The sequence below is a fragment of the Coleofasciculus sp. B1-GNL1-01 genome, assembly GCF_040220235.1.
Taxonomy (GTDB): Bacteria; Cyanobacteriota; Cyanobacteriia; order Cyanobacteriales; family Coleofasciculaceae; genus Coleofasciculus.
Genome location: NZ_JAVJTO010000168.1, coordinates 18,427 through 39,741 on the forward strand (window position 1 = coordinate 18,427; position 21,315 = coordinate 39,741).

Annotated in this window: 18 protein-coding genes; 9 read left to right on the forward strand and 9 right to left on the reverse strand. The window is 45.8% G+C overall.

All coding sequences use genetic code 11. The features are described 5' to 3' along the window. The first annotated feature begins 27 nt into the window (after positions 1-27). From RID53_RS35630 to hypE, 7 genes are all read left to right on the forward strand, one after another. Positions 28-2,769, forward strand: a complete 2,742-nt coding sequence (locus tag RID53_RS35630; RefSeq protein WP_446392592.1) for a bifunctional acetate--CoA ligase family protein/GNAT family N-acetyltransferase — start codon at positions 28-30, stop codon at positions 2,767-2,769. 369 nt (positions 2,770-3,138) lie between these two features. Then, a complete protein-coding gene (menD, locus tag RID53_RS35635) occupies positions 3,139-4,992 on the forward strand; it encodes a 2-succinyl-5-enolpyruvyl-6-hydroxy-3-cyclohexene-1-carboxylic-acid synthase (protein WP_446392593.1) in 1,854 nt (617 codons plus the stop codon). Positions 4,993-5,468: 476 nt separating this feature from the next. Next, positions 5,469-7,991 (forward strand): carbamoyltransferase HypF, encoded by a 2,523-nt coding sequence (gene hypF / locus RID53_RS35640; protein WP_446392594.1) that lies wholly within the window; start codon positions 5,469-5,471, stop codon positions 7,989-7,991. A gap of 188 nt (positions 7,992-8,179) precedes the next feature. Further along, positions 8,180-8,425, forward strand: a complete 246-nt coding sequence (locus RID53_RS35645; RefSeq protein WP_446392595.1) for a HypC/HybG/HupF family hydrogenase formation chaperone — start codon at positions 8,180-8,182, stop codon at positions 8,423-8,425. 34 nt (positions 8,426-8,459) lie between these two features. Further along, positions 8,460-9,602, forward strand: a complete 1,143-nt coding sequence (gene hypD / locus RID53_RS35650) for a hydrogenase formation protein HypD (RefSeq protein ID WP_446392596.1) — start codon at positions 8,460-8,462, stop codon at positions 9,600-9,602. 320 nt (positions 9,603-9,922) lie between these two features. After that, positions 9,923-10,135 carry a tautomerase family protein gene (locus tag RID53_RS35655; RefSeq protein WP_006106176.1) on the forward strand — a complete coding sequence of 71 codons (213 nt, stop codon included), beginning with the start codon at positions 9,923-9,925 and terminating at the stop codon, positions 10,133-10,135. A 331-nt stretch (positions 10,136-10,466) separates the two neighbouring features. Beyond that, on the forward strand, positions 10,467-11,555 hold the full coding sequence (hypE, locus tag RID53_RS35660) for a hydrogenase expression/formation protein HypE (protein ID WP_446392597.1): 1,089 nt from the start codon (positions 10,467-10,469) through the stop codon (positions 11,553-11,555). Between the two features lie 134 nt (positions 11,556-11,689). Here hypE and RID53_RS35665 read toward each other — a convergent pair whose 3' ends face one another. From RID53_RS35665 to ispG, 5 genes are all read right to left on the reverse strand, one after another. Then, positions 11,690-11,992: a type II toxin-antitoxin system RelE family toxin gene (locus RID53_RS35665; RefSeq protein WP_446392598.1), complete on the reverse strand. Its 303-nt coding sequence runs from the start codon at positions 11,990-11,992 to the stop codon at positions 11,690-11,692. Further along, positions 11,989-12,213, reverse strand: a complete 225-nt coding sequence (locus RID53_RS35670; RefSeq protein WP_446392599.1) for a hypothetical protein — start codon at positions 12,211-12,213, stop codon at positions 11,989-11,991. The genes RID53_RS35665 and RID53_RS35670 overlap by 4 nt, the downstream gene beginning before the upstream one ends. Before the next feature lie 252 nt (positions 12,214-12,465). Beyond that, the gene (locus tag RID53_RS35675; protein WP_446392600.1) at positions 12,466-13,512 is read right to left on the reverse strand and encodes a class I fructose-bisphosphate aldolase; all 1,047 of its coding nucleotides are present in this window, start codon (positions 13,510-13,512) and stop codon (positions 12,466-12,468) included. 376 nt (positions 13,513-13,888) lie between these two features. Further along, positions 13,889-14,986 (reverse strand): DNA methyltransferase, encoded by a 1,098-nt coding sequence (locus RID53_RS35680; RefSeq protein WP_446392601.1) that lies wholly within the window; start codon positions 14,984-14,986, stop codon positions 13,889-13,891. Positions 14,987-15,168: 182 nt separating this feature from the next. Then, positions 15,169-16,386: a (E)-4-hydroxy-3-methylbut-2-enyl-diphosphate synthase gene (gene ispG, locus RID53_RS35685; protein ID WP_446392649.1), complete on the reverse strand. Its 1,218-nt coding sequence runs from the start codon at positions 16,384-16,386 to the stop codon at positions 15,169-15,171. 233 nt (positions 16,387-16,619) lie between these two features. Here ispG and RID53_RS35690 point away from each other — a divergent pair, with 233 nt between their 5' ends. Next, positions 16,620-17,066, forward strand: a complete 447-nt coding sequence (locus RID53_RS35690; protein ID WP_446392602.1) for an SRPBCC family protein — start codon at positions 16,620-16,622, stop codon at positions 17,064-17,066. A 238-nt stretch (positions 17,067-17,304) separates the two neighbouring features. Here RID53_RS35690 and RID53_RS35695 read toward each other — a convergent pair whose 3' ends face one another. The 3 genes from RID53_RS35695 to RID53_RS35705 form a co-directional block, all read right to left on the reverse strand. Next, a complete protein-coding gene (locus RID53_RS35695; protein ID WP_446383012.1) occupies positions 17,305-17,508 on the reverse strand; it encodes a hypothetical protein in 204 nt (67 codons plus the stop codon). A 255-nt stretch (positions 17,509-17,763) separates the two neighbouring features. Next, entirely contained in the window at positions 17,764-18,612 is an 849-nt protein-coding gene (locus tag RID53_RS35700; RefSeq protein WP_446392603.1) for an ABC transporter permease, read from the reverse strand. Positions 18,613-18,632: 20 nt separating this feature from the next. Then, entirely contained in the window at positions 18,633-19,412 is a 780-nt protein-coding gene (locus RID53_RS35705; protein WP_446392604.1) for a photosystem II S4 domain protein, read from the reverse strand. A gap of 90 nt (positions 19,413-19,502) precedes the next feature. On the opposite strand from RID53_RS35705, the gene RID53_RS35710 reads away from it, so the two are divergent. Beyond that, a complete protein-coding gene (locus RID53_RS35710; protein ID WP_446392650.1) occupies positions 19,503-20,477 on the forward strand; it encodes an alpha/beta hydrolase in 975 nt (324 codons plus the stop codon). 43 nt (positions 20,478-20,520) lie between these two features. Here RID53_RS35710 and RID53_RS35715 read toward each other — a convergent pair whose 3' ends face one another. Beyond that, entirely contained in the window at positions 20,521-21,021 is a 501-nt protein-coding gene (locus RID53_RS35715; RefSeq protein WP_446392605.1) for a hypothetical protein, read from the reverse strand. Between the last annotated feature and the right edge of the window lie 294 nt (positions 21,022-21,315).

Genomic DNA, 21,315 nt, shown 5'->3' on the forward strand with positions numbered 1-21,315 from the left:
AGTATTAATTAAGGAAAGGAAAAAACAATGGTTAAGCCACTTAAACCAACCACCGATCCAGCGTATGATATTCTGCGTTCGGAACGTCAACCCCTGCACTCCTTCTTCGCCCCCGATACCGTTGCTGTGATTGGGGCGACGGATAAAGAGGGCAGTGTCGGGCGAACCCTGCTATGGAATTTAATGAGTAATCCCTTCGGGGGAACCATTTTTCCAGTGAATCCCAAACGCCATAGTGTCTTGGGAATTCCTGCTTATTCGAGTATTAAAGATATACCTGATCCCGTGGATCTGGCGATCATTGCCATACCCGCCCCTTTCGTACCCGGAGTCGTCCAAGAGTGCGTTGAGGTTGGCGTAAAAAGTGCGATTATTATTTCAGCGGGATTTAAAGAAACGGGTTCTAAGGGAGTTGAATTAGAAAAGCAAATCCTGGAAACCGCCCGGGGCAAGATGCGAATTATTGGTCCGAATTGCCTGGGTTTAATGAGTCCGCGCAGTGGGTTAAATGCTACCTTTGCCAGTACCATGGCGCGTCCGGGTAATTTGGCGTTTATTAGTCAGAGTGGGGCATTATGTACTGCTGTCCTCGATTGGAGTTTTTGGGAAAATGTGGGCTTTAGCGCCTTTATTTCCATTGGTTCGATGATGGATGTAAGTTGGGGGGATCTGATTTACTATCTGGGTGATGATCCTCACACCCATAGCATCGTTATTTATATGGAATCCATTGGCGATGCCCGATCCTTCCTTTCAGCGGCGCGGGAAGTGGCATTAACCAAGCCGATTATTGTGATTAAAACTGGGCGAACCGAAGCCGCCGCTAAAGCCTCAGCCTCCCATACTGGGTCTTTGGCGGGTAGTGATAATGTCCTGGATGCTGCCTTCCGCCGTTGTGGGGTGGTGCGGGTGAATACCATCTCTGAACTGTTTGATATGGCGGAGGTGTGGGCAAAACAACCCCGTCGTCCCAAAGGACCTCGCTTGACGATTATTACCAATGCTGGCGGACCAGGGGTGTTAGCAACAGACGCCTTAATTAGCGCGGGTGGTGCATTGGCAGAACTCTCTGAGGATACGGTAACTGCCCTGAACGAAATCCTGCCCACCCATTGGAGTCATGGTAATCCCATTGATATTCTCGGTGATGCTGACCCCGATCGCTATACCAAAGCTTTAGATATTGCGGTTGAAGATCCCAACAGCGATGGCTTGCTGGTGATTCTCACACCCCAAGCCATGACTGATCCGACTCAAATTGCCGAACAGTTAAAACCTTATGCCCAGAAAGCTGGAAAACCTGTGTTTGCCAGTTGGATGGGAGGATCAGAAACCAAAACTGGGGAAACCTTACTCAACCGTGCTAGTATTCCCACCTATCCCTACCCCGATGATGCGGCGCGGTTATTTAATTTAATGTGGCAGTACAGCTACAACCTGAGTGGGATCTACGAAACGCCAATTTTACCCTCATCCGAAGAAACCGGACCCGATCGCGCTTCAGCCCAGAAGATGATTGAAACGGCACGCAAGGCGGGACGGACGATTCTGACGGAGTTGGAATCGAAACAACTGCTCGCTGCCTATAATATCCCGATTGTACATACTGGGGTGGCAAAAACAGAAGAGGATGCGGTAAATTGGGCAAATTCCCTGGGATACCCGGTGGTGTTGAAACTCTTCTCGGAAACCATTACCCATAAAACCGATGTGGGTGGGGTGCAGTTGAATCTCACCGATGAAGAAGCGGTGCGCTGGGCGTATAAGACGATTGAATCCACGGTAACTGAGAAAGTTGGGGCTGAACATTTCCTGGGTGTTACGGTTCAGGAAATGGTGCGCCAGGATGGTGCTTATGAACTGATTATCGGCAGCATTGTTGATCCGCAGTTTGGACCGGTGTTAGTGTTTGGGTCTGGGGGACAGTTAGTTGAGGTATTCAAGGATCGGGCGATCGCACTCCCACCTCTGAATACTACCCTGGCGCGACGGATGATCGAACAGACGCAAATCTATAAGGCACTCAAAGGAGTACGGGGACGCCAAGCTGTTGATTTAGGCGAACTTGAGCAAATTATGGTTCGCTTTAGCCAGTTGGTGATTGAACAGCGGTGGATCAAAGAAATTGACATTAATCCCCTGCAAGCGTCTTCAGATCGACTCATCGCCCTAGATGCGCGGATTATCCTTCATGATCTTGACGTAGAGGAAAACCAACTCCCCAAAACGGCGGTTTGTCCCTATCCTCGGCAGTACGTCACCCCATGGCAGCTTAATGATGGTACGTCGGTGACCATTCGTCCGATTCGTCCAGAGGATGAACCCTTAATCGTGCAATTCCACCAAACGCTATCGGAGGAAAGTGTCTATTTGCGTTATTTCAGCTTAATGAAGCTGAGTCGGCGGATTGCCCATGAACGATTAACCCGCATCTGCTTTATCGACTACGATCGGGAAATGGCACTGGTGGCGGACTATAAAAATCCGCAAACCGGAGAACACGAAATCTTGGGCGTGGCGCGATTGAGTAAGATGCATGGGATTAATGAAGGGGAATTCGCTATGTTAATTAGTGACCCCTATCAGCGTCGCGGATTAGGAACGGAATTACTGAAACGGATTATTCAAGTGGGTCGCCAAGAGAAACTGACGCGGATTACTGCTGATATTCTGGCAGAAAATGTGCCGATGCAGAAGGTGGCGGAAAAAGTGGGGTTCCATCTGGAACGGGCAGGTAATGATTTAGTCACAGCCGAGATTCGTTTGTAGTTAGGATTGACCCACAGACGCTGAATCGTAGGGGTAGGACATTGTAGGGGTACGACATGTCGTACCCCTACAGAACTTTAGACCTCAACAACCAGACGCTTCTGCTATATAGCACTACTGGCGTGGCACAGCTAAAATTGTGGAATAGATTTGACCATTGAATCGGGCGCAAGTCTTTGCGCCCCTACAGTTTCCGGGCGTAATTCTAATTCATCTTGCTAAGGTGTGCCACGACACTACGCGCACACGTTAGGACAAAAGAAGAAAAATTTAAATCGCTCAATCCCTTGTAAGGTAAGCATTTTTCTTCACTATTGCCCATTGCCTATTGCCCATTGCCTAGCGCGTAGCGCTATAGTATTGGGTGCGATGCTAATTGACTTTCGTAATACCAATACTGTCTGGGCTTCTATACTGGTGGAAACGTTAACGCGGTTGGGATTAACCACTGCCGTCTTATGTCCCGGTTCACGTTCCACCCCGCTTACTGTTGCTTTTGCACAACACAGCCAAGTTGAGGCAATTCCGATTCTCGATGAACGTTCGGCTGCATTTTTCGCCTTGGGAGTTGCCCGGAAATCAGGGTTACCTGTGGCGTTGGTTTGTACTTCGGGGACAGCCGGGGCGAATTTCTATCCCGCGATTATTGAAGCACGAGAAAGCCGCGTTCCTCTATTAATTTTAACCGCAGATCGTCCCCCAGAACTACGCGATTGTCACTCGGGGCAAACGATTGACCAAGTAAAACTCTATGGCAATTATCCCAACTGGCAAACGGAATTAGCCGTACCGTCTCTGGAAATCGGGATGTTGAGATATCTGCGACAAACCGTGATTCACGCTTGGGAGCGATCGCGCTTTCCTACTCCCGGTCCAGTACATTTAAATTGCCCTTTCCGTGATCCTCTGGCACCGATTCCTGATCCAGCCGTCACTGAGTTACAATCCCAATTCCAGGCTGAGGATTTCTTTGCCGCTGTTACTCCTGCATCTGTGCATCCCCTCTCTCCTGCACCTCTGCACAGGATTCCCTATTCAGATTGGCAAGCGTGCGATCGCGGTTTAATTATTGCCGGGTTAGCCCAACCCCAAAACCCTAAAGCCTATTGTCAGGCAATTGCCCAACTTTCGCAATCTCTAAACTTTCCCCTATTAGCCGAAGGGCTTTCTCCCCTAAGAAACTACGCTCACCTGAATCCTTATCTCATTTCCACTTATGACTTAATCCTCCGGAATCACCAACTGGCTCAACACCTAACACCGACTCTTGTTATTCAAATTGGCGAACTTCCCACCAGTAAAGAACTACGCGCTTGGTTAAATACTTATCAACCCCAACGCTGGATTATTGACCCCTGTCATCATAACTTAGATGCCCTGCATGGGAAAACCACGCATCTGCGGATTTCTATCGAAGCAATCGGGCAATGGATAACAACAAATAAGACACAAAATCAGACTGTAGGCGCGGGTTTTACAGATAACGTTGTTGACAAAACTGATAACGTAACTCAACCCACCCTGATAAAGGAACAGGAGAGAACTGTCTCACCACAAAACCCACATTACCTCAAAAAATGGTATGACGCAGAAACGCAAATAAGGGAAGCTGTTGATAAAACCATGGCAGAAATGCCGCAATTATTTGAAGGAAAAGCCGCTTGGTTACTCTCTCAATCTTTGCCGCCAGGAACACCCTTATTTATTGCCAATAGTATGCCCGTGCGGGATGTCGAATTCTTTTGGTCACCAGGGAATACAGAAATTCAGCCCTGGTTTAATCGCGGTGCGAATGGCATTGATGGCACTTTATCCACAGCATTAGGCATTGCTCACCGGAATCAGAGTGCCGTAATGCTAACCGGAGACTTAGCCTTATTACATGATACCAATGGTTTTTTACTCAACAATAAATTTGCTGGTCATCTCACCATCATCTTAATCAATAATAACGGCGGTGGTATTTTTGAGATGTTACCCATTTCCGACTTTGAGCCACCCTTTGAAGAATTCTTTGCCACCCCCCAACATATAGACTTTGCACAATTATGTTTAACATACAGGGTAGAGTATCAACGTATTGAATCGTGGCAACAATTGCAGCAATTACTGAGTTCATTACCGAGTAAAGGGATTCGAGTGTTAGAAATACCCACAAATCGCAAAGCAGACGCAACGTGGCGACAAACCCATCTAAGTTCGTTCGTAGTAAGGGAACCTTAGCCTTTGATGTTGGGTTTCCTGGGAACATCCCAACCTACAACCATTCCTCTTAAATCTGTCAGACTCAGACTTATATTTTAAACGTTTAGTAACCTCCCGTCACCCGCCAAGAACTCAAGTTCTTGGCTTATAGCTTAAGTCCACTGAAGTGGACTAAAACTCGTGTTTAGTCGTCTTTAGACGACTTAAGCTTTTAGCCAGGGATTTGAATCCCTGGCGGGTCGTTGCGACAGGTTGTTAACATTTTTATTCACTAAGCATTGAGTCCTTGTTCAAAAGCGTCAATCGCTTCAATTTGGTCGGAAATGAAAACACACTGTTCTCAAGTTCATGGCTTATAGCTTAAGTCCACTGAAGTGGACTAAAACCCGTGTTTAGTCGTCTTTAGACGACTTAAGCTTTTAGCCAGGGATTTGAATCCCTGGCTTGTTCTATTTTATCAATTACAATAGCGGAGGATTGTCTAGATTAGGCAAATGGCAATAAACAATCATCCATCCATAATCAGCCAAGAAGAAATTCGCGTGCGCGGTACAGTACAAGGGGTGGGATTTCGCCCAACGGTGTATCGTTTGGCAAAGGCGTGTAATCTAGTCGGAGAAGTTTGTAATGATGGTCAAGGTGTCTTAATTTACGTATCAGGAACAACGGACGCGATCGCAGATTTTGTGCAACGCTTACAAACAGACTGCCCTCCCCTTGCCAAGATTGAATCGATTGACCGTACTTCTTATCCAGGCGATCGCACGTTCCATGACTTTACCATTACCCAGAGTGTCAATAGTACCGTTCAAACCCAAATTCCCCCTGACGCCGCCACTTGTCCTCACTGTCAAGCCGAAACCTTTGATGTGCGATCGCGCTGGTACAATTACCCGTTTACGAATTGTACCCATTGTGGACCACGCCTGAGTATTATTCGCTCGATTCCCTATGACCGTAAACAGACTAGCATGGCGAAGTTTGCGATGTGTCCTGATTGCGCGAGGGAATACCACGATATCGAAAATCGCCGCTTCCACGCCCAACCGATCGCTTGTCCGGTTTGTGGACCCAGGGTATGGTTAGAATGGGCGAATGGTGAAAAGATTGATACATCTAACCCCATCGATACCGTTTGTACGCTGCTGAAACAAGGGGAAATCGTGGCGATTAAAGGATTAGGCGGGATTCATTTAGCCTGTGATGCCACCAATGAAACCACAGTACAACGATTGCGATCGCGCAAGCAACGGTATCATAAACCTTTTGCTTTAATGGCGCGAGATTTGGAGGTTATTGAACAGTATTGTACTCTGAATGCCGAGGAAAAGGAATTATTACAAAGTCCCGCCGCACCTATTGTTTTAATTGATATAACCAGTAACCGCGCCAATTGTAGAGACGTTGCAGGTAACGTCTCTACAGCCAAAATTGCGGATTCAGTTGCACCGGGACAAACAACATTGGGGTTTATGCTACCCTACACCCCCCTCCATCATTTGATTTTGCAACAGCTAGATTCTCCGATTATTTTAACCAGTGGGAATCTCTCCGATGAACCGCAATGTATCGATAATCAAGACGCCCGTTTAAAATTAGGCAAAATCGCTGATTATTTGCTCCTGCATAACCGTGATATCGTTAATCGTGTCGATGATTCAGTAGTGCGAGTTATCCCGTCTCAACTCAACCCTAAAACCTTGGGGAAGAATTCAAAGCCTCTCTCCTCGCAGGAGAGAGGTTTTCCCAATCCGGTGAACGATAGAAGCGTTAAAGAAAGACATACCCTCTCCATCCAAACCCTACGCCGCGCCCGTGGATATGCCCCGAAACCGATTAATTTACCCCCAGGATTTGAAAAATGTCCACCCATTCTGGCGATGGGGAGTGAACTAAAAAATACCTTCTGTTTATTGCGAGATGGACAAGCCATCTTATCTCAACATTTAGGAGACTTAGAAAATGCTGCTGCCTTTAACGCTTACCAAAACACCCTCAATCTCTACCTAAACTTATTTGACCATAAACCGAGTGCGATCGCGACAGACAAACATCCCGAATACCTATCGACGAAACTAGGGAAAGAACTAGCAACTGCTAATAATCTTTCCTTACATCCTATCCAACACCATCATGCCCATATTGCCGCTTGTATGGCAGAAAATAGCATCCCACTCACGACTCCTCCCCTATTAGGAATCGCCTTAGATGGATTAGGCTATGGGGAAGATGGCACAATTTGGGGTGGAGAATTCCTGTTAGCCGATTATCAAGGATTTAAACGATTAGGCAAATTTAAACCCATCGCCATGATTGGCGGCGAACAGGCAATTTATCAACCCTGGCGCAATACCTACGCCCATTTAATCGCAACGTTGGACTGGAACAAGTTAAAACAAGAGTATGGTGACTTAGACTTAATTCAATTTCTGGATCAAAAACCTCATCACCTGCTGAATCAACTTATCGAAAAAGGGATTAACTCCCCCCTCGCCTCATCTGCTGGACGATTATTTGATGCAGTCGCCGCAGCCTTGGGGATTTGTCGGGCAGACTGTAGCTATGAAGGGCAAGCCGCGATTGAAATGGAAGCCCTGGTTATGCCGGATAGCTTAAATTATGTTAAAGAAGGGGGGGCATATCCCTTTAAAATTGGCAAACTAGATCAGGAAACAGAATTAATTTTAGATCCTTATCCCCTATGGCTTGCATTATTGGACGATTTACAGCAAAATGCGTCAAAGTCCCTCATTGCCGCCAAATTTCACCAAGGATTAGCCGATGCGATCGCGACTATGGTTCAGCAGTTACGTCCTGATTTAATCAGCAACCAAGTAATCCTCACCGGAGGTGTGTTTCAAAACCGGATTTTATTGACCCAAGTCAGGGAAAATTTAGAGAGAATGGGGATGAACGTATTGACACACAGCCTAGTTCCACCCAATGATGGAGGACTATCCTTAGGACAAGCCGTAATCGCCGCAAGATGTAGGGGCGGGTTTAGGGACAATTTGTAGGGGCGGGTTTAGGGAATCAATTCAAATATCCACCAATAACGGAACAACAAAACCCGCCCTCCCCACCAATAACGGAACAACAAAACCCGCCCTCCTCACCACTAACGGAACAACAAAATCCGCCCTCCTCCAAATTCAAACCTCAGCTTACCCAAAACAACAAACAACCAACAAAGGACAACAAAAAAATGTGTTTAGGCATTCCCGGTCAAATTACGGAAATAACAGATAAAGAACACCAACTCGCCATGGTTAATATTGGCGGCGTCCAACGCCAAGTTAATATTGCCTGTATTATTGATGACAATCATCCCATTGACACCTGTATTAACGATTGGGTATTAGTCCACGTCGGCTTCGCCATGAATCGCCTCGACGAACAAGAAGCCGCCGAAACCTTACAATTACTCCAAGAACTCGCCTTAACCGAATGACCAATGACCAATGACCAATGACCAATGACAAACTATGAAATACGTTGACGAATTTCGCGATCCCCAAAAAGCCAAAGCCCTACTGCGAGAAATCCAAACCTTAACCACTCAATTGGGCAAAACATCAACCCAACCGCTAAAAGTGATGGAAGTCTGTGGCGGTCATACCCATTCCATCTTTAAATATGGACTCGAAGAAATCTTACCCGACACCATCGAATTAATCCATGGTCCCGGCTGTCCCGTCTGTGTCATGCCAAGGGGACGCCTAGATGACGCGATCGCGATCGCAGATTATCCTAATGTAATCCTCACCACCTTTGGTGACGCCATGCGGGTTCCCGGTTCCCAGAAAAGCCTCCTCCAAGCCAAAGCAGCCGGGGCGGATATTCGTATGGTTTATTCTCCCCTAGATAGCCTGCAAATTGCCAAAGATAACCCGGATAAAGAAGTGGTTTTCTTTGGACTTGGCTTTGAAACCACCGCCCCTAGTACCGCGTTAACCATCCTGCAAGCCGATGCTGAAGGACTGCAAAACTTCAGTATGTTCTGCAATCACGTTCTAGTCATTCCCGCCCTGCAAGCCTTATTAGAGAATCCCGATTTACAACTGGATGCCTTTATTGGTCCGGGTCATGTCAGCATGGTTATTGGTACAGAACCCTATCACTTTATTGCCCAACAGTACCAAAAACCCTTAGTGGTTTCCGGATTTGAACCCTTGGATATTTTGCAATCCCTGTGGATGATATTGCAGCAACTGATTCAAGGGCGCTGTGAGGTGGAAAACCAATATGATAGAATCGTCCAACCCCAAGGAAATCGCGTCGCCTTAGACGCCATGAATACCGTCTTTGAAGTACGGCAAAAATTTGAATGGCGGGGACTCGGTGATATTCCCAATTCCGGATTCAAAATTCGCCCCCAATACGCCCAATTTGATGCCGAAGTTAAATTTACCCTTCCCAATCGTCACGTCGCCGATCACAAAGCCTGTCAATGTGGCGAAATCCTCAAAGGCGTCATGAAACCTTGGCAATGTAAAGTTTTTGGTACCGCTTGTACACCAGAAAATCCAATTGGAACTTGTATGGTATCTTCAGAAGGGGCTTGTGCAGCGTATTACAAATATGGACGCCTATCCAAAGTCACCAAAACGGCTGTAGGTATCAATTAATCCCCTGTAGGGGCGACCCGCCTGGATTAATTAACAACACTATAGCATTTCCAAGCTGTATGTGAAAATCTGACCCCTCCCAAACCCTCCCCTTAGCAAGGGGAGGGCAGGGGTGGGGTTCACAACTCATATAAAACGCTATAGAAACAGGGCAGGTTTACATAAGTGACCCGTTTTTGCTTGCAAGTTATTCGTAAAACCCGCCCCTACAGATGCTGGAATCGCCCTTGACTCAAACCGATAATTAAACTACAGAATCCGTCCGTTTTCCCCCATACAATACTGTTAAAACACAGGTTTAGAGTGGAGAATAAACGGTTATGCCATTTGTTACTGTTCAAATTGCCAAAGGTCACTCGGTTGATCAAAAACGTGAACTCGCCAAAGCCCTCACAGATACCCTGGTTTCCACTTTGGGCACGAAACCAGAATGGGTGACAATTCACATTGATGAATTTGAGCGCGAAAATTGGGCAGTTGGCGGCGAATTACATTCCGATAAACCCGGTAAAGGAGGGAAACATCACACCTAAATTAGAGGCTGTTGAATAAGTGTTATCGTGAGGGGAAGATGGGGAACACCTCGACTTCGCTCGGTGTGTCAGATGGGGACATTGTGTAGGGGTTCACTTTCACTATTATCGTTGGAAATGGTGCGTTACGCTTACGCTAACGCACCCTACACCTACACCCGCCCCAACTTTACAATGACAAATGACGAATGACGCTAAAAATCCCAATCATCCTATCTTGATGAGAGAACTAAATTCTCTGTGTAATCAGTGTCAATAAGCTCTCACCTCCCTACCCCTATCTCCCCAAGAAATCCGTGAAATCAGTGTTTTGACCAATGACATAAGACAAATGACAAATAACCAAAATCCTCTCTTCCAAAAAATCGAACAAATCCGACGCCGCCCGAATAAAGTTAAAGAGACCGCCATCACCTTGGCACATGGTAGTGGTGGCAAAGCGATGCGGGATTTAATCGATGATATTTTTGTCGGAAGTTTCGATAACCCCATCCTCTCCCAACTCGAAGATCAAGCCACAATTCCCCTCGCCCAACTCATCACTCAGGGCGATCGATTAGCCTTTACCACGGATTCTTATGTCGTTGATCCCCTATTTTTTCCCGGTAGTAATATTGGTGAACTCGCTATTAATGGAACGGTCAACGATTTAGCCGTTAGTGGGGCAAAACCCCTATATTTAACCTGTAGCATGATCATGGAAGAAGGACTTCCAGTTGAAACCTTACGGCAAGTCGTTCTCAGTATGAAAAACGCCGCCGATGCTGCTGGGGTGAAGGTAGTGACTGGGGATACTAAAGTTGTTCATCGGGGTTCGGCGGATAAACTGTTTATCAATACAGCCGGAATTGGTGTGATTAGAGAAAATGTTTCTATTTCCGCCCATCATATTCAACCCGGTGATGCAGTAATTATTAATGGTCAATTGGGAAATCATGGTGCAGCTATTTTAATCGCCCGTGGGGAATTGGCATTGTCAACCGACATTAAAAGCGATTGTCAACCGTTAAATGGGTTGGTAGATGCCATTCTTGAGGTTTGTCCTGACATTCACGCGATGCGGGATGCAACTCGTGGTGGTGTCGCCACGGTACTAAATGAATTCGCCCAAAGTTCCGAAGTGGGGATTCGTCTGGATGAGGCGTCGATTCCGATTCGGGAAGAGGTGAATGGAGTTTGTGAGATTCTGGGATTAGATCCGTTATATCTCGCCAATGAAGGAAAACTGGTAGTTATTGTACCGCGATCGCACGCTGAATCTGTATTATCGGTGATGAAGTCTCACCCAGCCGGAAAGGATTCCTGTATTGTCGGTGAAGTGATTGATTCCCCGGCGGGTGTGGTATTACTGCAAACGGCTTTTGGGGCGGAACGCATTGTCGATATGCTAGTGGGGGATCAACTCCCCAGAATTTGTTAATCGGGGTACTGTACAAAGTGCTAAAAAAAATGAGGTTATAATACCCAATCTGCTTTTTGCCACGGCGATTAAAATCGCTGCTACACAAACAAAGTCCGCCTACGCGGACTAAGTTATAAGGGGGATCGCGATCGCTACTCTAACTCTTCCAGTAAGGTTTCTAAATCTCCATAATCGTAAGGGGGGCGTTTACGGATAGCCAATACATCGATAATTTTGTCTGTTTCTGCGATCGCGTACAATAGTCGCCAATTGTCTAACCGTAGCCGCCATACCTCTGCTTCCACATCGGGGAGGTTAAGCATTTTGCTTTGAGGTGGGCGGGGATTGTCGGCTAATTCCCCAATTACTCGTCTGATGCGCTGTTTAATATTCCCTGGAAGGTTTTTGATTTCGCCAAAGGCATCAGGAGTAACATAGACTGTGTAACGACTCACTCCAACTCTTTCTCCACCTCATCCCACTTCAACCAACCTGCAACCGCGCGATCGCCCCCTGCTGCTTTTAAGTCGGCAAATGCTGTCCGGGCAATTTGTACATCTTCGAGGGTTTCTAACCATTCAATTAGCGCTTCCCATTCATCGGCGCTGATAACGGCTAAACGCTTGCCTTTTACAGTGACAAATTGGACAGATTGCAAAGCTTCCAGCGCTGTCATGTATTTCCTCTTGACCAGATAAGAGAACGCCTGCCTTTCCAGGCTTGGTTTCAGAATAACTCATTTCCGAATTAAGTAGGGGCAATTCATAATTACCCCTACAGATGCTTGTTCAACGGTTCAACCTGAGTAAGTCCTGAGAATGAACTTAAACGGAATGGCACTTACTTAAGGCTGGTAAGCAATGCCCACCCTACGGTATATCAAGGGTTTGGGCAATCCCAAAATGCACGCTTTTCAGTGCTATTCAACCTAAGCGGTTACAGGTTCCAGTTCTTTCTCCATCTCAGGTGTATACTTACCATCATGGGCAGCACTATTGCACTTCGCCCGATGCAGCAGCAGTTTTTGAGCTAAAGACGCATTGGATTCTTTCCCCTTCCATGCTTCCAAAGCAGGTTGCTGAATAGCACGGGCATAAGAGAAGCTTATGGACCAAGGCGCTTGCTCTGCATACTTCACATTCATCGCATTCAAGTGAGCCGATGCTTGCTCATTACTTTGACCCCCAGACAGGAATGCTACACCCGCCACAGATGCTGGAACTGAATTCATTAAACATTGCACCGTCGCATCTGCCACTTCATTCACACTGGCTTGGTTGGGGCAATCCTTCCCAGAAATGACCATACTGGGTTTGAGGATCATTTGGTCGAAGGCGACTCGCTGAGTATAAAGCTGATTGAAAACCGTGCGTAGGGTTTCTTCGGTTACCTGATAACAGCGTTCCAGAGTATGATCCCCATTAATCAGCACTTCGGGTTCCACAATAGGAACCAAACCCCCTTCCTGACAGAGTTGGGCATACCGGGCTAATCCATGGGCATTTGCCTCAATACAACCCCGGCTGGGAATGCCATCACCAATCGTGATCACTGCCCGCCACTTGGCAAAGCGAGCGCCCATTTGATAATACTCCGCAATGCGATCGCGCAGACCATCGAGTCCTTCGGTGACTTTTTCCCCAGGGAAACCTGCCATGTCTTTGGCGCCAGTATCCACTTTAATTCCAGGGATTATCCCCGTATCGGTCATCACCTTGAGAAACGGTATCCCGTCTTTGGTCGATTGGCGAATGGTTTCATCATAGAGAATCGCGCCACTGATGTAATTCCCCAAGTTAGGCGTGGTCAAAATTAACTCGCGATAGGTGCGACGCATCTCTTCGGTTTGGTCGATACCAACCTTCCCCAATCGCTTATTACAAGTGCCGTTACTTTCATCCATCGCCAAGACACCCTTGCTGGGGGCAACCATTGCCTGTGCCGTCGCTCTGAGTTCTTGTGCGTAGGTACTCATTGTGAAACCTCTATAAAGTTTTTTTGCTATCTATTCATAAATGATGCAGGTTAATGGGTTTATTTGCAACAAGTAATCTGAAATTGGGCAGATTTTTCTTCGGCACTAGGACATAGAAGCCTTGATTTACCAGATATTTGCATCTTATCCCTCTTGCGATAGATGCCGAATCTTGTCTAATGATTTATTTTTACTATTGATATTAATTCTTGATAATTAGCCAAAACTGACGCCCAGCCAATCAGTCGTTACTGGTTTTCAATCGCGATCGCGACTCCAACTCTTGCTCTACCTCATCCTACTTCAACCAACCTGCAATTGCGCGATCGCTCCCTGCGGCTTTTAAGTTGGCACATGTTGTCCGTTTGATTTATTGCTATTTTCTATTCTCTTTCCATGTCGCATAAACACAGTATTCAAACAGTTCTTTCTTGCTGTTTCGCTTGCGAATAACGTTACTACCAATATTGGTATATCCAAGTTGGTGTAATGATTCTTCCAAAAGTTTTTCCGTATTAACCGAAATCCCATAGAACGAAGAATTCCCGACAATGTATGACAGCACTGCATTATCCTGTAAGTTGTGACGCAAATTATCTAAATGCAAGTGCAGATCATAGAAATATTTCTTGACATACTTTGCCATAAGCTGAGCATTCTTATTTTCTGATTCCTCAATTTGGGAAACAATCCTGTTCAACGAAGCTGACCATTCGATTTCATTAGAGTCCCAATTCTGTAATCTACTCGTCGCCACACCCCATGTTCCTCCAATCGCTTGCCAGTCTATCTCACCTGCTTCTTTGGCAGTATCTAGAAACTTTGTCCAATACATATACGGACGAAGTTCACGAATGTAACTCATCCGATTGGGATAAGGTGGTGAGGTTACGACATGAGAATATTTCATGTCATTGGATACAGAGTACCGTGAATCAGCATAGAATACTGTTGCTTTACCTGCTAAAGGGTGACTGATACTATTAATTATCGCTTCAACAATAATTTGGTAAAGCTGTTCAATTTGTTCAACTTCATACCGAGTAACTTGCTGATGAAACGACATAGACACATGATTAAAGGCGGCGGAAGAGGTTTCAATCACTAAACGGCAAAAAGCCACCCATGCCAAGGAAGAAATATCATCCTCTTTCGGTTCACCAAATTCGCTGACCAAGGCTTGTCGAAGTGCTGCTAGAATTTTTAATGTATGTGTACTCCACCAGCGAGTAATGTTATAAATATTAGGAGTCCAGCACTCTTGATCAATCAGACCTTTACATTGATAAATGCTTCTTTTAATTCTCTGATTCAAGTCATCCAGTTCCGAACTCGAATAATTCCGGCATTTGGCATTACCCAGCCAGATCAGAAATTGATTAATATCTAAACAATGAGCTTGTAATCCCTGTTCAGCAGCAACTAAACCTGTTGTTGCTGTCCCAGAGAAAGGGTCGGTTATGGCACTACGCATTAAGGTTAGGACAATACAATTGGGTGAAAAGGCAACAGGCAACAGGCAATAGGCAACAGGGGAATGTCCTTTCCGTACCCCGTAGGGCTATATCATTTCCTTTTACCTCGTAACTTTCTTTTTTCCCTTCTACCTTCTGCTAATGTGATTTTAGGGGTACGATCGCTCGTACCCCACTCATCTTAGGGATCAACCCAAAGACCATCGGATTTAATCAAATTAATTAACTCCGCAACCCCTTGAGTTTCCGGCACCTTCTTAATCTCTTCCCGTCCGCGATACAGGGAAATATAACCGGGTTGCTTACCCACATAGCCATAATCCGCATCTGCCATTTCTCCTGGACCATTAACAATACACCCCATCACAGCAATATCTAAACCCGTCAGGTGTTTCGTTGCTTCCCGAACTTCGTGCAGTACGTCTTCTAAATTAAACAAGGTGCGACCGCAAGACGGACAGGCGACATATTCTACCATGGTTTTCCGCAGTCCCAACGCCTGGAGAATGCTATAACAAACCGGGATTTCTTTTTCCGGCGCTTCCGTCAGGGAAACGCGAATCGTATCCCCAATTCCTTCGGCTAACAGAGTACCAATACCTGCTGTAGACTTAATCCGTCCATATTCCCCATCGCCAGCTTCTGTAACACCCAGATGTAAGGGGTAATCCATCCCCAACTCATCCATACGCCGTACCATCAACCGATACGCCGCCAGCATGACGGGAACACGGGAGGCTTTCAGGGAAATCACCAAATTGCGGAAATCGAGGGATTCACAGATTCGGATAAATTCCAGCGCCGATTCCACCATCCCTTCTGGGGTATCGCCGTAGGTAAATAGCATCCGTTCCGCCAGGGAACCGTGATTCACCCCAATTCGCATCGCTTTCCCTTGATCCCGGAGAGAAACGACCAGGGGTGCTAAAGTTTCCTTAATCTTTGCGCCAATTTGTTCAAATTCAGCTTGAGTATACTCCGTGCGATCGCTCTTTGGTTTCTCGAACACGTATAACCCTGGATTAATCCGCACTTTATCTACATGCTTGGCGACTTCTAGGGCGATTTTCATCCCATTGTGGTGAACATCCGCCACCAAGGGAACCTCTTGGTACGTCTGAATCAGTTTCTGCTTAATTTGGGCGAGGGCTTTGGCGTGTGCCATACTGGGAACCGTGACTCGGACTATCTCACAGCCAATTTCATGCAAGCGGCGAATCCCAGCCACGGAACCCTCAAGATCTAAGGTATCTTCATTAATCATCGACTGCACCACCACCGGATGTCCGCCCCCAATCGTGACATTCCCGACGGATACCGGGCGGGTTTGGCGACGGTGGATAACGGTATCCAATGCTGGGGGTTTGGCAGCCGTTTGAGGAGTTGGAAGTGTTTGCATAACCATCGGGATAATTTCTGTAACTAGACTATCTGTATGTTTTCTATTATCCCAGAGTGCCACAGTTGGGGCGATTTTGGGTTAAGGCAAGAGAAAGTGCGATCGCGTTTGGTAGTGTTAACGTAGGCTCTAACTAGCCATAGCTGCTAAAAATAGGGATTTGCAGTGCCACGCCTGGTGATGGTACTGCGTATGATACCAGTTCTCCTGCTCACGCTGTAGGACAAGAAATCATGAAAAGCTTTTCAATAACAAAAAACTTGTTTATTAATGCACCGCCGAGTTTACTCTTTGACACGTTAACCGATTCAGAAAAGATTATCCAATATTATCCTCTGAAAGAAGTGATATCCGATTGGCAAGTTGGTAGTGATATTATCCTTAAAGGAAACAATAACGGTGAAGACTTTATTGATTATGGTAAAATTGATATCTTAACCCCTAATCAGAAGTTTCAGTATACATATTGGAGCGACAATCACGGTACAGATAGAACGCCAGAAAACCAGTTGACTATTTGTTACACTCTTGATGAAGTTGACCGGGGAACGAATCTTAAACTAGAACATACCAACTTAAAGTCTGAGCAAATGTACTCTGAAATGCTTAAGGTTTGGGATTTATTACTGTCGAGCTTAAAGAATTTTGTAGAATCAGGTCAACTCAAAAACAGAGAATAGTAAATAATTAATGTCCTTGACAACCTGTAACTCAGTTAACAAAAATTTATGTCTATATACTTATTTATCATCATTCCCATCCTCTCTCCTAACTGAATCCTGAATTCTAAGTTGCCGTGGGGTGGACAAAAGCAACACGCTTTACTCTCAGAGGGGGTAACGGTTATAACTCTTGCCCACCTTACATGACATTGGCTGATGGAGACTGGTGCAATACGTGAGTTTAATCCAATTTTAACTACTCCGGAAAATCGGGAATCACCCACTTAGGTGGTTCCATCAGTTTCTTCCGTCGCGCCTCCTCAGCTATCTCATACATTTTATCCAATGACGTCTCATTGATAAATGTTGAGGCTTTAGCCGCATACTCCTTGTGGGGACATTTATCACCCAATACACAACCATTGACGCAGGCTTCAGCACAGTTTATGGTAGGTTCCACTTCTCCCCTCCTTATTTCCAGGTTCGTCGGACAAATTTAAACGCTATATCTTATTTCTCTATATTTACAAATTTTAATGCATTTAGCCAATCCTGGAGAATATAGTCTTATGGTTTGACAACTAACCTATATTTTTTTATAATTCCATGCTTACTATTCTTTGACGAATGACGAGTGACGAATGACGAATGACGAATGACGAATGACGAGTAACGAGTGACATAAGACATAAGACATAAGACATAAGACGAATCCCTATCTCAATCGCTTCTTTTCCCCTTGATAGCGCAGCCACTCACCCACAAAGGCAATTGCCCCAGATGCGCCAATTAAAATTACACTCAAGGCATTAATATCGGGTTTAACTCCAGTACGAATGCGGCTAAAAATCTCCATCGGTAGAGTTGTCGATCCGGTTCCAGCCGTAAAGCTAGCAATCAGAAAATCGTCCATACTGAGAACAAAGGAAATTAAACACCCTGCAATTATGGCAGGCATCAATTCTGGCAACAACACTTTAATAAACGCTTGAAAGGGGGTTGCGCCTAAATCGAGTGCTGCTTCTTCCAAATACGGATCAAGACTGGAAATACGCGAAGAGACAACAAAGGCAATGTATGCCAAACAAAATACCACATGCGCCGCCACAATTGTCCACAAGCTTAATGGCGTGCCAATCACCGCCAGAAATACCAGAGTCGCCACTGCCATGGCGATATCGGGAATAATCAACGGTAAGTAGGATACTCCACGATATAACCCCTTGCCCATAAATTGATAACGCACCAACCCCACCGCCATCAACGTGCCAATCACGGCGGAAATGATGACAGCAACAAAAGCAACCGTCAAGCTATTTTGCAACGACTTCAGCACCCGTGCGTCACTAAATAGCTTAATGTACCACTCCAACGTAAATCCCTGCCAATTGGCACTATAGGCTGACTGATTAAAGCTATAAAATGTCAAGACCAAAATCGGCAGATACATATAAAAAAACATCAGCAAAGAAAATATCCCTTGCCAAGAAAAGCTCGGCTTGAGTTTAGATGATTGCATCTCGACGGGAAGTTCCTCCTGCTGATGGCTTACTGAGTCTGTCATCTAATGCTGCTGGAAAATGGTTAAATAAATCGGGTTAACTGGATACGGTAACGCTCTTTTTTGGTTATGCTAACATCTCCAACTTGCAAGCGCCCTTTACCCCGAATCGCGATTAAGTCGCCCGGTTTAACCGAGTAACTCGCTTGGCTCACCTCTTTCCAGTTTACCCGCACATCACCCGCCCCAATCAAATCTGCCATTTTACTGCGAGATGTGCCAAATCCGGCTGACGCGATCGCATCTAGGCGCATCGATGCTTCGACTGTCGTCATTTCTTTCTTCTTCGGTTCTCGAATCTTGAGTTGACTCAACTCAATCGGTCGAGTTTTCACCGGAACCGAACGCACTTGAGTTAGCTGCGTCTCCAGAAACGAGGCAATTTCTGGAATCACAATCACTTGAGCGCCGCGTTCGCCTAAAACAATAATATCGCCAACTTTCTCTCGCACAATCCCTGTTCCCAGAATCGCGCCCAAGAAATCCCGATGGGTGGCTGGATCAAAGAGAAAATTACCCTCAATATCTAACGCCGCTACCTCAACCTGAGACTGATCCAGAGGTAATTCTTCACGGGTGATCCCCAGCCGTTGACGTTCAGCTTGAGGATATCCTCCCCATGGTAAAAGTTGTACCTCCGTCAACCGCGCAAACTGCTGCTGAATTTCCACCAGTACAGGCGGTGAGAGGAAATCGGTTAACACCACTTCCCAAGTTTTGATCGCTTGTTCCGCTTGATCAATCACACGGGCAACCGTATCGCGATTTTCGACGCCTTTGAGTAAGTCCTCTCGTGGCAACATGGGAATAATGAATTATGAATTATGCTTAATTTTGTAATTGTATTTCATCCCGGAAAAAATCGCTAGAGTTCTACTATGGCGCACCCTCTGATGTCGCTGTTTTCCCTGCGAGTTTTAATCCTAACGGCTACAACCTTGTATCAAGCGATCGCCTGCTGGCGAGAAGATCGTACACCACCACCGGGTCAACGGGTGGATGTGGGCGGTTTCTGCTTGCATTACGTTACAGCAGGAACCGGATATCCAACCGTTGTACTCGATCATAGTTTGGGCGGAGTTGAGGGCTATTTTTTGGTGGATGAATTGGCGCAACTTGCGCGGGTTTGTATTTATGATCGTGCGGGTTTTGGCTGGAGCGATCGCAGCCCTCATCCTCGCACCAGTAATCAGATTGTCACCGAACTTAACCAGATGCTGACTCTTGCAGGTTTAGAACCTCCTTATATTTTAGTGGGCAACTCTTTTGGCAGTTACAATATGCGTCTTTACGCCTCTCGTTATCCGGAAAAAGTTGTAGGATTAGTTCTGACTGACGGGTTACATGAATCAGCGATGTTAAAAATGCCCCTAATCCTGCGCGGATTACAATTGTTCTTTGCGTCAGGCTTTATCATGTCCGTTCTGGGAGCAACATTGGGCATCATTCGTCTACTAAATATAATTGGCGTATTTGAATTAATCAAACCAAAATTACGTCAGTTTTCCCTGGATTCTCGTCAAGCGGTAAAACGCTCTTTCTGTCGCCCCAAACACTGGGTAACGATGACCCGAGAAATCTTTCGTTTAGATACAAGTGGTCGCCAAGTCCGCTGCGCTAGTCATCTTAAGGATCTGCCGATTGTTAGTCTTAAAGCCTCTTCATTTTTCATCCCTTCACTTCTAACCATTTTGATGCCATTGAAAGCCGCCAATCAGTTACGCGATCGCATCCACGATAAGTTAGCTAAACTCTCGACAAATTGCGTACAAATTACGGTTGAAAACAGTGGTCATTTTGTCTGGGTGGATCGACCCGATGCAATTATCCAAGCCGTAAAAATCATCTTAGAAAGACTGGACGATTAATGGTTCACCTGAGGTGCGATCAGTCTCATTTTTCGCTCGACTGTCATTCACTATATCCTTGAATCGTCTCTGGTTCAAATTGTTTCAATAAGGGGGTAGCTTGGCGAATTAATTGATCTGAACCTTTGACAACAATGATATATTTTCCTTGATTGAGACGATTGCGATAGGGGAGTGCGTCACCACTACCCAAGGCAATGCCAACTCCGCCACCCACAAAAAAGCTGCCCATGGCTGCTGCGATCGCACCGAAGATACCGCCAATGATATGATTCCCTATGGGACTTATTGGTAGAATTTCGATCGCCGTGAGTAGGTTAAAGGCATATCCAGCCGCAAAGCCAAAGGGAAGCAACCAGTAGGCGAGTTGCTTAACTTGCTTGATTGCTTGCAGATTCGGGTCAATTAAGCCAAACTCATCAGCACTTTGATAGCCTTTACCGAGAATCGTGACTTGATTCATCGGCAAACCTCTTTTTTCCAGAACCGTGTACGCTTCTTCGGCTTCAATGCGATTTTTCAGGACAGCAATCAGGTAGTTCATAATATCAGGTAGAGCTAAATCGTTACAAAGACTTCGAGACTAAGATGAATCACACTGAACTAAGCTAGGTTTGTAGTTGCGCTTTAGCGCCATAAACGCCTGCTCACCCATTACAAACCCTCAAGTCAGTGTTATTCAGATTAAGATTAAGGGTTACGCTTCATTTTTGCCTAACCTCAATCGTAACACCTAAGAACCTGTTAAGAAAGTTGGCGGGTCAATGAAATTCCCTGTACTGCTATAGCAATTCTCCAGCCGATGCGATACACCTAACCGTAGGGGCGCAAGGCTTGC

Bases quoted from the DNA above. Each gene is read 5' to 3' on its own strand.
- RID53_RS35690 (WP_446392602.1), top strand. From the start codon at position 16,620: ATGAAAAGCTTTTCAATAACAAAAAACTTGTTTATTAATGCACCGCCG.
- RID53_RS35715 (WP_446392605.1), bottom strand. From the start codon at position 21,021: ATGAACTACCTGATTGCTGTCCTGAAAAATCGCATTGAAGCCGAAGAA.
- RID53_RS35675 (WP_446392600.1), bottom strand. From the start codon at position 13,512: ATGAGTACCTACGCACAAGAACTCAGAGCGACGGCACAGGCAATGGTT.
- RID53_RS35710 (WP_446392650.1), top strand. From the start codon at position 19,503: ATGTCGCTGTTTTCCCTGCGAGTTTTAATCCTAACGGCTACAACCTTG.
- RID53_RS35630 (WP_446392592.1), top strand. From the start codon at position 28: ATGGTTAAGCCACTTAAACCAACCACCGATCCAGCGTATGATATTCTG.
- RID53_RS35705 (WP_446392604.1), bottom strand. From the start codon at position 19,412: ATGTTGCCACGAGAGGACTTACTCAAAGGCGTCGAAAATCGCGATACG.
- ispG (WP_446392649.1), bottom strand. From the start codon at position 16,386: ATGCAAACACTTCCAACTCCTCAAACGGCTGCCAAACCCCCAGCATTG.
- RID53_RS35680 (WP_446392601.1), bottom strand. From the start codon at position 14,986: ATGCGTAGTGCCATAACCGACCCTTTCTCTGGGACAGCAACAACAGGT.
- RID53_RS35670 (WP_446392599.1), bottom strand. From the start codon at position 12,213: ATGACAGCGCTGGAAGCTTTGCAATCTGTCCAATTTGTCACTGTAAAA.
- hypE (WP_446392597.1), top strand. From the start codon at position 10,467: ATGACAAATAACCAAAATCCTCTCTTCCAAAAAATCGAACAAATCCGA.
- menD (WP_446392593.1), top strand. From the start codon at position 3,139: ATGCTAATTGACTTTCGTAATACCAATACTGTCTGGGCTTCTATACTG.
- RID53_RS35700 (WP_446392603.1), bottom strand. From the start codon at position 18,612: ATGACAGACTCAGTAAGCCATCAGCAGGAGGAACTTCCCGTCGAGATG.
- hypD (WP_446392596.1), top strand. From the start codon at position 8,460: ATGAAATACGTTGACGAATTTCGCGATCCCCAAAAAGCCAAAGCCCTA.
- hypF (WP_446392594.1), top strand. From the start codon at position 5,469: ATGGCAATAAACAATCATCCATCCATAATCAGCCAAGAAGAAATTCGC.
- RID53_RS35645 (WP_446392595.1), top strand. From the start codon at position 8,180: ATGTGTTTAGGCATTCCCGGTCAAATTACGGAAATAACAGATAAAGAA.
- RID53_RS35655 (WP_006106176.1), top strand. From the start codon at position 9,923: ATGCCATTTGTTACTGTTCAAATTGCCAAAGGTCACTCGGTTGATCAA.